14 protein-coding genes and 1 tRNA gene are annotated in these 12,655 nt (G+C 63.0%); 12 read left to right on the plus strand and 3 right to left on the minus strand.

The genetic code is table 11. From position 1 onward, the window contains the following. The first annotated feature begins 142 nt into the window (after window positions 1-142). From MUB52_RS05150 to MUB52_RS05190, 9 genes are all read left to right on the plus strand, one after another. Window positions 143-1,357 (plus strand): glycosyltransferase family protein, encoded by a 1,215-nt coding sequence (locus MUB52_RS05150; protein ID WP_263843152.1) that lies wholly within the window; start codon window positions 143-145, stop codon window positions 1,355-1,357. After that, window positions 1,354-2,628: a glycosyltransferase family 4 protein gene (locus MUB52_RS05155; protein WP_263843125.1), complete on the plus strand. Its 1,275-nt coding sequence runs from the start codon at window positions 1,354-1,356 to the stop codon at window positions 2,626-2,628. The genes MUB52_RS05150 and MUB52_RS05155 overlap by 4 nt, the downstream gene beginning before the upstream one ends. Beyond that, window positions 2,625-3,698 (plus strand): glycosyltransferase family 4 protein, encoded by a 1,074-nt coding sequence (locus tag MUB52_RS05160; RefSeq protein WP_263843126.1) that lies wholly within the window; start codon window positions 2,625-2,627, stop codon window positions 3,696-3,698. The genes MUB52_RS05155 and MUB52_RS05160 overlap by 4 nt, the downstream gene beginning before the upstream one ends. After that, entirely contained in the window at window positions 3,695-4,279 is a 585-nt protein-coding gene (locus MUB52_RS05165) for a histidine phosphatase family protein (protein WP_263843127.1), read from the plus strand. The genes MUB52_RS05160 and MUB52_RS05165 overlap by 4 nt, the downstream gene beginning before the upstream one ends. Beyond that, on the plus strand, window positions 4,276-5,421 hold the full coding sequence (locus MUB52_RS05170; RefSeq protein ID WP_263843128.1) for a glycosyltransferase family protein: 1,146 nt from the start codon (window positions 4,276-4,278) through the stop codon (window positions 5,419-5,421). Before MUB52_RS05165 ends, MUB52_RS05170 begins: the two co-directional genes overlap by 4 nt. Then, entirely contained in the window at window positions 5,411-6,172 is a 762-nt protein-coding gene (locus tag MUB52_RS05175) for a polysaccharide deacetylase family protein (protein ID WP_263843129.1), read from the plus strand. Before MUB52_RS05170 ends, MUB52_RS05175 begins: the two co-directional genes overlap by 11 nt. Continuing rightward, window positions 6,169-6,648: a class I SAM-dependent methyltransferase gene (locus tag MUB52_RS05180; RefSeq protein ID WP_263843130.1), complete on the plus strand. Its 480-nt coding sequence runs from the start codon at window positions 6,169-6,171 to the stop codon at window positions 6,646-6,648. The genes MUB52_RS05175 and MUB52_RS05180 overlap by 4 nt, the downstream gene beginning before the upstream one ends. 62 nt (window positions 6,649-6,710) lie before the next feature. Continuing rightward, window positions 6,711-6,830: an entericidin A/B family lipoprotein gene (locus MUB52_RS05185; RefSeq protein WP_263843131.1), complete on the plus strand. Its 120-nt coding sequence runs from the start codon at window positions 6,711-6,713 to the stop codon at window positions 6,828-6,830. 118 nt (window positions 6,831-6,948) lie between these two features. Then, a complete protein-coding gene (locus tag MUB52_RS05190; protein WP_263843132.1) occupies window positions 6,949-7,065 on the plus strand; it encodes an entericidin A/B family lipoprotein in 117 nt (38 codons plus the stop codon). Between the two features lie 6 nt (window positions 7,066-7,071). On the opposite strand, the gene MUB52_RS05195 is transcribed toward MUB52_RS05190, so the two are convergent. Then, on the minus strand, window positions 7,072-7,251 hold the full coding sequence (locus MUB52_RS05195; RefSeq protein WP_263843133.1) for a hypothetical protein: 180 nt from the start codon (window positions 7,249-7,251) through the stop codon (window positions 7,072-7,074). A gap of 13 nt (window positions 7,252-7,264) precedes the next feature. After that, entirely contained in the window at window positions 7,265-7,588 is a 324-nt protein-coding gene (locus MUB52_RS05200) for a TraR/DksA family transcriptional regulator (RefSeq protein WP_263843134.1), read from the minus strand. 779 nt (window positions 7,589-8,367) lie between these two features. Between MUB52_RS05200 and MUB52_RS05205 the strand changes: the two genes are divergently transcribed. From MUB52_RS05205 to MUB52_RS05215, 3 genes are all read left to right on the plus strand, one after another. Further along, window positions 8,368-8,443 (plus strand) — tRNA-Thr (locus tag MUB52_RS05205). Window positions 8,444-8,557: 114 nt separating this feature from the next. Then, on the plus strand, window positions 8,558-9,013 hold the full coding sequence (locus MUB52_RS05210; RefSeq protein WP_263843135.1) for a hypothetical protein: 456 nt from the start codon (window positions 8,558-8,560) through the stop codon (window positions 9,011-9,013). 85 nt (window positions 9,014-9,098) lie between these two features. Then, complete coding sequence (locus tag MUB52_RS05215; protein WP_263843136.1) at window positions 9,099-10,013, plus strand: hypothetical protein; 915 nt, start codon at window positions 9,099-9,101, stop codon at window positions 10,011-10,013. Window positions 10,014-10,262: 249 nt separating this feature from the next. On the opposite strand, the gene lepA is transcribed toward MUB52_RS05215, so the two are convergent. Beyond that, window positions 10,263-12,062 carry a translation elongation factor 4 gene (gene lepA / locus MUB52_RS05220; protein WP_263843137.1) on the minus strand — a complete coding sequence of 600 codons (1,800 nt, stop codon included), beginning with the start codon at window positions 12,060-12,062 and terminating at the stop codon, window positions 10,263-10,265. Window positions 12,063-12,655: the final 593 nt, after the last annotated feature.

The raw sequence follows: 12,655 nt of genomic DNA on the forward strand, positions 1-12,655 counted from the left end.
GAACACGACCCAAGGACTGCCCCATGCGGCTGATCTATGTGCAAACTGCCGATACCGGCGGTCCTGACAATCTGTCGCGGTCCCGGGCACGCCCTGCCCGCCGCGCCAGACGTGGCACCGCCTCATGAATGTGCAAAAGCAGATGCATGCCCGGGCGCCCTCGGCCACGGATGAGACCTGCGCAGAGCCACGGCGCCAGCACCGCGTCATGCTCTACAGTCACGATACCTTCGGGCTGGGGCATCTGCGCCGCTCACGCGCGCTGGCCTCGGCGCTCACGGCCTACAACCCCAACGCCTCCGCGATCATCCTGACCGGCTCTCCTGTCGCCGGACGCTTCACCTTCCCCGAAAAGGTCGACCACGTCCGCCTTCCGGGTGTAACCAAGCTGACCGACGGCAGCTACGTCAGCCAGACGCTTGGTCTCGATATCGACGACACCACCAGCCTGCGCTCGGGCCTCATCCAGACCGCGGTCGAGCAATACGAGCCCGACCTGCTGATTGTCGACAAGGAGCCGACGGGCTTTCGCGGGGAGCTTCTGCCGACGCTGGAATGGATCGCCGAGACAGGCAAGACCCGCTGCGTGCTGGGCCTGCGCGACGTGCTGGACGAGCCAAAGGCGCTTGCCGCCGAATGGGCGCGCAAGGGGGCAGTGACCGCCACCGAGCGCTTCTACGACGAGATCTGGGTCTACGGTCCGCGCTCTGTCTATGACCCGACGCAGGGCTTGCCGCTCTCGCCCGAAACCCGCGCCCGCATCCATTGGACAGGCTACCTGCGCCGCGAGATCATCGACGCGGTCGACACGCCGAATACACCCTACGTGCTGATTACGCCGGGCGGCGGCGGAGATGGGCGTGCCATGGTCGATCTGGTGATCACGGCCTATGAATCCGATCCCACTCTGCGACCCAATGCGGTGCTGGTCTATGGGCCGTTCCTGTCCGGCGAGGTGCGCGACGGCTTCGAGGCGCGCGTTGCCCGCCTCGGCGGGCGTGTCACCGCTGTGGGGTTCGAAAGCCGCATCGAGTCGCTCTTTGCCGGGGCCGAAGGCGTCGTCTGCATGGGCGGCTACAACACGTTCTGCGAGGTGCTGTCCTTCGACAAGCGCGCCGTGATTGTGCCGCGCACCGTGCCGCGGCTCGAGCAGTGGATCCGCGCCTCGCGTGCCGAAGACCTCGGTTTGGTGCGCATGCTGGATGAAGAGCGGGACGGGATGAGCGCGCAGACAATGGTCGACTTTATCCGCGCCCTGCCCGGTCAGTCGAAACCCTCGCAGGCCGGCGCCGACGGGCTGCTCGACGGGCTCGATGTGGTCGTGGCCCGCGCGGCGGCGCTTCTGGCCGAGAAATGACCGAACACGCCGGACGGCTGGCAGTGGTGGTCAAGGGCTGGCCGCGCCTGTCCGAAACCTTCATCGCGCAGGAACTCGTGGCCCTCGAAGACGCAGGGCTCGGGTTGGAGATCTGGTCGCTGCGCCACCCGACCGACACCAAGACCCACCCGCTGCATGACCGGCTGACAGCGCCCGTTCGCTACTTGCCCGAGTATCTCAAGGACGAGCCAGGGCGCGTGCTCCGCAGTTGGCAGGCGGCGCGACGGTTGCCCGGCTTTGCCGCCGCCTGGCGCGCGCTGCGCCGCGACTATGCCCGTGACCGCACCCCGAACCGCCTGCGCCGCTTCGGCCAAGCCTGTGTTCTGGCATGCGAAATGCCTGTCGATGCGCCGGGGCTCTACGCGCATTTTTTACATACGCCGTCGTCAGTTGCGCGTTACACGGCGATCCTGCGTGGCCTGCCTTGGGCCTTCTCGGCCCACGCCAAGGACATCTGGACCTCGCCCGCATGGGAGCTGCAGGAAAAGCTCGACCCCAAAAGCTTCGGCGCGGCCTTTGGGGCGACATGCACCGGCTTTGGGGCGGCGCATCTGCAAGCGCTCGCGGATACGCCGTCGCGGATCAATCTGGTGTATCACGGTCTCGATCTGAGACGCTTCCCCGCTCCGCCGGACCGTCCGCTCCGCCAGCCCGGCGATCCGGTGGGGCTCGTCTCTGTCGGTCGGCTGGTGGAGAAAAAGGGTTTTGATCGGCTTATCGAGGCCTTTGCGCTGCTACCCCCGGATCTCGACTGGCATTGGACGCATATCGGCGGCGGCGCGCTGAAGGACAAGCTGCGACGCCAGGCGCAGACGCGGGGCGTCGCAGAGCGGATTACCTGGCGTGGCGCCTGCGACCAGCCGGAGGTCATCGCCGCGATGCGCGCGGCCGATCTATTTGTGCTGCCAAGCCGCGTCGCTGCCAATGGCGATCGCGACGGGCTGCCCAATGTGCTTATGGAGGCGGCGAGCCAGAAGCTTGCCATCCTCTCAACACCGGTCTCCGCCATCCCGGAGTTCATCGAGAGCGGCACACATGGGCTGCTGAGCGACGATGCGCCCGAAACGCTGGCGCAGGCGATCACCGATCTGGCCCGCGATCCTGCGCGGACCGCTGGCATGGCCGAAGCGGCGTACCAACGGCTGCACACCGAATTCCAGATGCAGCCCGGTATCGCGACCCTGGTGACACGACTGCGCACAATGATGCAGGACACACAGCCGCGGGCGATGGTGCAGGCCGCACGATGACCGAGGTCGCCTTCTACGCCCCGATGAAGGCGCCGACCCACCCGGTGCCCTCCGGCGATCGTACGATGGGGCGTGCGGTGCTGAAGGCGCTGGCCCACGGCGGGCTGCGCGCGACGCTGGTCTCGACCTTGCAGACCCGCGACAAAGCGGGCGACGCGGGCGTGCAGGCCCGGCTCTTCGCCAGTGCAGAGGCCGAGGCCAGCCGGCTCATTGCGGAAGGGCGAACGGCGGGGTGGCGCGCCTGGATCACCTATCACAGCTACTACAAGGCGCCGGATCTTCTGGGGCCAAAGGTCAGCGCCGCCCTGCATATTCCGTATCTTCAGATCGAGGGGACGCGGGCGCGCAAGCGCCTCGACGGTCCCTGGGCCGCCTTCGCCGACGCTGCCGAGCAGGCCAGCGATGCCGCGGCTGCCATATTCCATCTGACCGCGCGCGATGCCGAAGCGCTGCGGGCCTATGCACCGCCGCGTCAGCGCATCCTGCACCTGCGGCCTTTCCTAGACCGCACGGAACTGCCGCCGCTCGGCCCACGCATGGGGCCGATGCTGTCGGTGGGCATGTTGCGCTATGGCGACAAATTCGCCTCCTACCAGCTTATTGCGGACACGCTGCGCCTGCTGCAGACGCCCGTCTGGCAGATCGTGATCGCAGGCGATGGCCCGGCGCTGGCCGCCGTTGCTTCCATGATGCAGGATTTCGGAGACCGCGTTCACCTGCGCGGCTCCCTCAGCGCGCCGCAGATGGCTGCGGCCTATCAGGATGCCAGCCTGCTCTTCTGGCCTGGCGTCAACGAGGCCTTCGGTATGAGCTATCTCGAAGCACAGGCCGCCGGGCTGCCGGTTGTGGCGCAGGACCGGCCCGGCGTTCGCGACGTGCTGGCGCCAGGCACCTACCCGGCCCCGGAGGATGGTCCGACGGCGCTCTCCACGGCCATTGACGCGCTGCTGGCCGAGCCGACCGCGCGTCTGGCCAAGGGCGAGGCCGCGCGCGCGCATGTGGCGCAGTCTCACCTTTTGCCTACGGCCAGCGCCTCGCTCTGCGGGACGATTGCGGAGCTGATCGCATGATCCGCCTCGCCCTCCTGCGCCACGGTCACACCGCGTGGAACCGTGCGGGCCGCATCCAGGGCCGCACCGATGTCCCGCTTGATGCGGAAGCCGAGGCTCAGCTTGCGGCAATGCATCTGCCCGCCCCGTGGGACCGCGCCGCCCTTTGGTCAAGCCCTCTTGCCCGTGCCCGGTGCACCGCCGAACGGGTCGCCAACCGACGGCCGCGGACCGACCCGGCGCTCCTGGAGATGAACTGGGGCGACTGGGAAGGTCAGCACGGCGCCACCCTCCGCGCCGATCCGACGAGCGGGTTCCGCGATATCGAGCATTGGGGATGGGCGTTCGGCCCACCCGGAGGCGAAAGCCCATCCGACCTGCGCGCCCGGCTTGTGCCCTGGGCCGAAGGCCTGACCTCGGACGCGGTTGCGGTCTGCCATATCGGGGTCATGCGGGTGCTGCTGGCGGTGGCCACCGGTTGGGACTTCCGCGGCCCCGTGCCATTCCAGATCAAGCGAAACCGGCTTTACATCATCGCGATCACACCAGAAGGATGGCAGGTCGATGGCCCACCCATCCGGTTGGAGGCGCGTGGCACATGACCGTGCTGATCCTCGTCACGCATCTGCTCGGCACCGGTCACCTCGCCCGCGCGTTGACCCTCGCCCGCGCCTTTGTCGCCGCAGGCAATCGCGCGCTGGTGGTCTCGGGCGGGGAGCCAGCGCCGCATCTTGACGCAAGCGGTGTTGAACTGGTGCAACTGCCGCCACTCCGCTCGGACGGCGTGAACTTCACCCGCCTGCTCGATGCCGCGGGAGAAGAAGCCAGTGTCGCGTATCTGAAAACACGTCAAACCCAGATCGCGCAGGTTCTGACCGAGAGCGCACCAACGGTGCTGATCACCGAGCTCTTCCCCTTCGGCCGCCGCGTCCTGCGGGCAGAGTTTCTCGCCGCCATCGAGACGGCCAAGGGGCTGCCAAACCGCCCGCTGATCTGCGCCTCGATCCGCGACATCCTCGCGCCGCCGTCGAAACCGGAAAAGGCGCAGGCGACCGAGGCGATCGTGCATCAACACTACGACGCGGTCCTCGTGCACTCGGATGACGAGATCACGCCGCTGCAAGCAAGCTGGCCCGTCGCACCCGATCTGGCCGTGAAGCTGCGCTACACCGGTTTCGTGGCGCCGCCCGCCGCGCCGCCCCACCCCGAACAGCTGGGTGCCGGGGACGTCTTGGTCAGCGCGGGCGGCGGTGATGTGGGGGCAGATGTCTTCGCAGCAGCGCTCGAGGCGGCCAGAGCCGATCCGCACCTGCGCTGGCGTCTGCTGGTGGGAGGCAGCCACGCGGCCGCGCACATTGCACAGCTTGAAGCCCAAGCGCCACCCAACGCGCATGTCGAAGCCGCGCGGCGCGACTTTCGGCAGATGCTGCACCATGCCACCGCCTCTGTCTCGATGGCGGGTTACAACACTGCGTTGGACCTTCTGCAAACCGGCGCACCTGCAGTCCTGGTGCCCTTCGACGCAGGCGGCGAGGTCGAGCAAGGCTTGCGCGCCCACGGTCTTGCCCGGCTGCCGGGCATCAGCCTGTTGCCAAGTGCCGCGCTCTCGGGCGTCGCGCTGCTGGAGCAGGTCGGCAAGGTCACGGCAGCGCCCCGGCGCGCACCACGCGCCCAAGGGCTCGACGGGGCTGCTGAAACCGTCCGGATCGTACAGGCGCTTTTGGAGCAGAGATATGGGCATTGACTGGGATCCACTGCGCGCGGAGCTCGCACTCTGGCGCCGGGCGGCGCTACCGTTGCCTCTCTGGTGGCGTGACGACGATGCGGTCTCCGCAACCCCGGCGCTGGAGCGCCTCAGCGCTCTTGCGGAGGAACTGGCCCTGCCCGTGCATCTTGCGGTGATCCCGGCCTTCGCAGATCGGAGTCTGGCGCGCGCCGTCGCCGATACGCCGCTGCTGCGACCCACCGTGCATGGTTGGGCGCATGAAAACCGGGCGCCGCGCGGCGAGAAGAAAGCAGAATTCGGCGCTGTTCACGCCGACACCGCGGAACTGCTCGGGCGCGGCCTGGACACCCTGCGCGATCTCTTCGGCCACGCGATCGCGCCCGCCTTTGTCGCCCCCTGGAACCGCCTGCATGGCGACGTGCCGCCGCACCTCGCCATGGCAGGCTACCGCGCGGTCTCGACCTTCGCGCCTCGCCCGACCGTCGAGCCGCTTCCAGGGCTGGTGCAGGTCAACGCTCATATCGACCCCATCGACTGGCACGGCACCCGCAGCCTTGTCGCACCGGACCGGATCGTCGCCCGGACGGTCGCAACGCTGCAGGATCGGCGGCAGGGTCGCGCGGACCCCACGGAACCCTTGGGATATCTCACCCACCATCTTGTGCATGATGCGGACATCTGGTCCTTTTCCCGTGAACTCCTGACCGAGCTGCTGGAGGGCGGCGCGGTCAGCCGACCGCTGACCGATATCTTGAAGGACCCCCCATGAGCCGCCTCGATTCCATGCGCCGCCGCATCACGGCCCAGATCGACGGGATCAACTGGGCCGCAGAGGCGGTCACAGGGCTGGAGGGGGATGTGCTGGAGCTCGGCCTTGGCAACGGCCGCACCTATGATCATCTGCGCGAGCGCCTACCCCACCGGCGGATCTGGGTGATCGACCGGGTGCTGCAACCGCACCCTTCCTGCATTCCGCCTGCCGAGTGTTTCCTGGAGGGCGAGGCCGATGCCATGCTTCTGCGGCTCGCCAAAAAGGGCGTGCGGATCGCGCTTGCGCATTACGATTTCGGCTTCGGCGTCAAAGACAAGGACGTGGCCGAAGGCGCCCGCCTCTCGCCGCTGATCGCTCCCCTGATGGTCCCTGGCGGGCTGATCGTCAGCCAGCAGCCGCTCACGGGATTCGACCAGATTTGCGGCCCAGCCACGGTCGCGGCCGACCGCTACCACTTCTACCGCGCGCCGTGACAGGCGATGGAACATTTGCAGCTCGGGGACGTTCCTGTTCCGGACAACGAAAAGGAGCTCCCATGTTGAGATTTGTCGCCGCATTGACCGTTCTGACCGCGCTGACTGCCTGCGAAACGACCAAAGGCGTCGGCCGGGATGTCGAGGACGCCGGCGAGGCCATTCAGGACGCCGCAAGCTGATCTGACTGTCACGCATCGCAAAGAGGTGGCCCGGCGCCACCTCTTCTTTTTTGCGTGAACTGGCCGATGAAATCGGTATAACCTGCGGGCAAGACCGATCGACAAAGGACCTCTCGAGATGATCAGACTTGCCGTCGCCCTCGCTGCCCTGCTTGCCCTGGCCGCCTGCGAGACCACCAAAGGCGTGGGCCGCGATATCCAGAACGCAGGTCAGGCCCTCGACAACGCGATCTGACGCGCCTCAGCGGGAGATCCGAGCTGCCACCATCCAAGACACCGGCAGTGCCAGAAGCGCCCCTGCGCCCGCCGCGATCAGAATGGGGATCGCAGCGGTGTAGCCTGCGCTCAGCACCGCGATCACGCCAGCCCCGGCCAGGGTGGCGGCCACGAAACAGTAAAGAATTGCGGCCAGACGAAGCATCGGATCGCCCTCCTCAGGCGGCTTGGGCTGCACAGGTCTTGCACAGCGGTGTATCGGGCAGAATGGCGAGCCGCGCCTCGGAGATATCCTCGCCGCACTCCAGGCAGACGCCGTAGGATCCGGCGGCGACCCGTGCCAAGGCTGCATCAATCCGGCGCAGCTCATTGAGCTCCGCATGCCCCAGCGCTTCGAGCACCTCGTCACCCTGACGCTCGGAGGAGAAATCCTCCCAATCCTTTGGCGGCGTCTCGTCCAACTGGTGCTCCACCTCTGCCAGGTGCCCCACCAGTTCGGCGCGCCGCGTCAGCAGCCGGTCCTTGGCCTGCGCATGATCCATTGCGTCTCTCCTTCCGCTCGTGGAAAGAAATGGCACAGCCATGCACAAAACACCTTGATGTGGGTCAATTGTCGGAGATCACGTCGCGGAATTCGGGCCGCAGACAAGCGAAAGGCGCCAGGGGATCGAACCGAGGTCCGTTCCGTGCGTGAGCACATCCTGACGCCTTCTTGAACCCTTGTATCCCCCCAGAGGGCGACAGCAGGCCCAGCTTGCGTGAGAGCGTTGCCCCTCTCCGCCGAGACCGCCTGCCCGAAGACCGGCTGTCCCTCGCATCGCCCCCACCTGACGCCGCCTTGCCTTTCCAGCCCTTGCGAGCCATCCCGACCTCTTGACGCCCGGCCTCTGCCGCCCTTTCGCCACGCCCCTTTCGGGACCACGCGATCCGACCTGCGTCCTCTTGAGGGTTTGCGGTCCGAACCTGACCCGAAGGTCTATCCCGTCTCGCCACCACCTCGAGGGGCCTTTGCGTCCCCAGCTTCGTTCAGAGAACTCTGCTGCGGTAAGTACAGATTGCGTCTTGAGAGGTGAGTCGCGCAACAGAAAAATGGCGGATTCGGCAAATTTCTTGTGGATAAGATATTGAATTTATTGCCGTTTCAACTGTGGGTAACTTGGGGATAATCCCGGATTTTTCTTTGTTTCGGCGGACTTCCAGAGGGAAGCGGTCTTTTCATTCCGCCGCATTTTTGAGCAGGCTGCAGCGTGCTTTTGCACCCCGAAATGCCTGTCATGTCTTGCCTTGAGGCGCGACTCACGGCAAAGGAGGCGTTCCAGGGGCCGCTGTAGCTCAGCTGGTAGAGCACGTCATTCGTAATGATGGGGTCGGGGGTTCGAGTCCCTTCAGCGGCACCAAAACGTCAACTATTCGTTAACTTAGTGCACTGCGAGGATTCTTTTGCTAAATTAACTATATCGAAACTCAAAAACGTCTTATTAGCAGCAAAGCTCAATGCGGCGGTTACAGTCATGCAACTTCTGAAGCATCCGATCCTTACTCACCTGATCGCCGCAGCGGTACCGCTGCTGATGTACTTCCTCTGGACAGACGGTGACTACGAATGGCGAGGCTTAGACCTTACAGCCGAGATAAATGATCGAGCAGAGCCACGGCTTCTAATACCCGCTGATTATAGTCAGCAACCCAGCGTAGTTTACGCTAGGGGATCAGTAGTGAATTCGGTTGACCCGACGTCTTTACCTATTCCATTCAAAGTCCGTCTCACTCAAATTGATAGCGGCTCGACTGACCAGCATAAAATTATTTTGTTGCAAGACGTTCGACCACTTATATGCCAAGCGTTAAGCACAGAAAAATGTTCAGATTACAGGGTCGTCAATCTTGTCTTGGAAGCTACTTTCCCGCGCGGTGATTTGCCAGCAACTATTGAAAAAATGGCCCCAATCCCACTTAGCATCAGTTAGTCTACTTTGCTTCTTGGGGAGCGCGCTGCAATCTACGGCGTGTGAAGGCTTCATAATTTCTTCGCCAATCTCGTGCTGGAGTACGGTGGTAGAAGATGGCTCGCACAATGTCTGGTTGTCCGCAGGTACTCTTGACACCATTCAAAAGCAGCTCGAAGACGAGAGCTTCGACGGGAAAGAATCACTCGTTTCAGAAGTTCAAAGAATGCTGGACTCGACATATGCTTGGCGAGCTGCAGACAACGAACCACTAATAAGGCTGTCGTACCCGGCGGACAATGGAGACTGCACCTACATGCATTCTTCTGGAAGGCAGGGCAGCATAACACCGACTGAATTCTGCAACTCAATAAAGTGGGGACTTGGGTGGAGAGTCTCGCTGCTCATGGATACAGAGCGTACGGCAAGGCTGCAATTTGATGGCGCAACAATCACCGTCTTCCAACAGACCTTTCTTTCAAGTAACAAAAGCAGTGCTCCGAGCTTCGAAGCAATGACAGCTGTCTTCGAAAATATTTTGGTAGGCAACACCTTCCTTACGGACGACGAGCAAGAAGAGCTACTACGGTTCTCCAGCTTGTTAGCGGAAACCAACGACCCGTTCTCGGTCATGGCAAGAGTTGATCATGGCTTTGAGCCAATCAAAGGAACGCCAGTGATCCAAGGCGAAGTAGTCGATATCTACAGCACTCGAAGTGGTGACTACGTCGGCTACTACGACTGGGGTCCAGTCGCCGAGAACGCGATGCTCCAAGACAGTTCACTTTGGAGGCAATACAGTTCCAGTTGGGCGATGGCATCAGGCTTACCCGAAAAGTTCATTGCTATGGCAGAGGACGAAATGAGTGGAAGTAATCTAATGCAGGTAAACGAACAAGGTGACGTGACTCCATTAGATCAATCGAAGGAGTGGTATTCTGAACTTATCGTGCAAGGATATCTCTCCAACGGCTACCTGCCCTACACAATAGACGAAGAACTGCTCGAAGCGTTTGAGTGATGGACCAACAGTCCATCATCACTCAAACTGCACCGGGGTGCGGCCGCAATTTTGCTGCGCAAAACCGCTTTCCCGCACTGGCCTAAGTGATGCCCAGAGTGCAGAGGGAGTGGGCACGCAATTCGCTGCGCGAACCGCTTCCGCCCACCGTCTTTCATTTCAGCCCTGATGGACGTCTAGCCGGGGCTCCGCCCGTTCGCGCCTCAATCGCTCCACCGGAGCGATTGCCGGGCAAGCCCGGACCGGAGCTCACCCATCCATCTTCAGGGCGGAGATAAACGCCTCCTGAGGTATATCCACCTTCCCGAACTGGCGCATCTTCTTTTTCCCCGCCTTCTGCTTGTCCAGCAGCTTGCGTTTGCGGGTTGCGTCCCCGCCATAACACTTCGCCGTCACGTCCTTACGCATCGCGGACAGCGTCTCGCGGGCGATCACCTTGCCGCCGATGGCCGCCTGGATCGGGATCTTGAACATATGCCGCGGGATCAGGTCTTTCAGCTTCTCCACCATCGCGCGGCCCCGCGTCTCCGCCCGGTCGCGGTGGACCATCGTGCTCAAGGCATCCACCGGTTCGTCGTTCACAAGGATCGACATTTTCACCAGCTTGTCCTCGCGGTAGCCGATCATCTGGTAATCGAACGACGCATAGCCCTTGGTGACCGACTTCAGCCGGTCGTAGAAGTCAAACACCACCTCGTTGAGCGGCAGATCGTAGACCACCATAGCGCGTGACCCCGCATAGGTCAGGTCGAGCTGGATCCCCCGCCGGTCCTGGCACAGCTTCAGCACATCGCCCAGATAGTCGTCCGGCACTAGGATCGTCGCCTTGATCCGCGGCTCCTCCAAATGGCTCACCAGCGTCAGGTCCGGCATGTCCGCGGGGTTGTGCAGCTCCATCATCTCCCCGTCCTTGAGGTGGATGTGGTAGATGACCGACGGCGCCGTGGTGATCAGCTCGATGTCATATTCCCGCTCGATCCGGTCGCGGATCACCTCCAGATGCAGGAGGCCCAGGAACCCGCAACGGAACCCAAAGCCCAGCGCGGCCGACGTCTCCATCTCGTAGGAAAACGACGCATCATTCAGCGCCAGCTTCTCGATCGCATCGCGCAGGTCCTCGAACTCCGCACTGTCCACCGGGAAGAGCCCGCAGAAAACCACCGGCTGCGAGGGTTTGAACCCCGGCAGCGCCACCTCCGTGCCCTTCTTCTCATGGGTGATCGTGTCGCCCACCCGCGTGTCCCGCACCTGCTTGATCGAGGCGGTCAGGAACCCGATCTCCCCCGGCCCCAACTCGTCAATCACCGTCATCTCGGGCCGGAACACCCCGATCCGGTCCACGTGATAGCTGGCACCCGTCTGCATCATCCGGATGCGCTCGCCCTTCTTCAGCACCCCGTCCATGATCCGCACCAGCACGATCACGCCGAGATAGCTGTCATACCAAGAGTCAACCAGCATCGCCTTCAGAGGCGCGTCCACCTCCCCCTTGGGCGCCGGCAGCGTGTTGACAATCGCCTCCAGCGTCTCGGTGATCCCCTGCCCGGTCTTGGCCGAGACCTGAATGGCCTCAGTCGCGTCGATCCCGATCACATCCTCGATCTGCTCCGCCACCCGGTCGCAATCACTCGCCGGCAGGTCGATCTTGTTCAGAACCGGCACGATCTCATGATCCGCCTCGATGGCGTGATACACATTCGCCAGCGTCTGCGCCTCGACCCCTTGCGTGCTGTCCACCACCAGCAGCGAGCCCTCCACCGCGCGCATCGACCGGCTCACCTCATAGGCGAAATCCACATGCCCCGGCGTGTCGATGAGGTTGAGCACATAGTCCTCGCCGTTGCGCGCGGTGTAGTTGATCCGCACGGTCTGCGCCTTGATGGTGATGCCCCGCTCGCGCTCGATGTCCATGCTGTCGAGCATCTGCTCTTTCATATCCCGCTCCGCCACCGTGTTGGTGGACTGAATGAGCCGGTCAGCGAGCGTCGATTTCCCGTGGTCGATATGCGCGACGATGGAGAAATTGCGGATATGTGATAGCGGTGTCATCCTGCGGATATGTAGGGGTTTTGCGGGGCGGTCAAGATCGCCGATCCAGCGCTCCATCCGAAGCGACACAGACTGGAAGCTTCCACGTCAGCCACCGTTCCCTCTCCTCGACGCCGCTAGACACCTCCAAGCAAATGTAAGCCGACGTTCTGAGGATCAATTGCCACTTCGATGCTACGAAGGCGGCTCCGGCACTGTCGCTTGAGTTGTAGAACGGAATCACACATTGTCCAATGACTTAAGCAATGTACCAAGCTTGGCACGCAAGGAACGCGGACAGTGACACGGTTGGGGCATCCTTTGCCATAAAACCTACCATTCTATGTGAGGGATTGACTGATTTGCCAAAAGTTAAAGATGTTTTTGTCGCTGGTGGTATGCCTTCCGTCACTTACGTTGACAGGGCAGCTCGTAGCCTTGAGCGAAATCTGAAAACGGAGATTGCTGAAGGCTTCAAAGTAATATGCGTGACCGGCCCTACAAAATCAGGGAAAACAGTGCTTACGCGCCATGTTCTAGGGTCAGGACTCATAACCAATAGATGACTGTTGCTGCGAGAGCGATTGCGGAGAGGAAGACCTTCGGACATCGGT

It is taken from the genome of Roseobacter sinensis (genome assembly GCF_025755255.1).
GTDB lineage: Bacteria > Pseudomonadota > Alphaproteobacteria > Rhodobacterales > Rhodobacteraceae > Roseobacter > Roseobacter sinensis.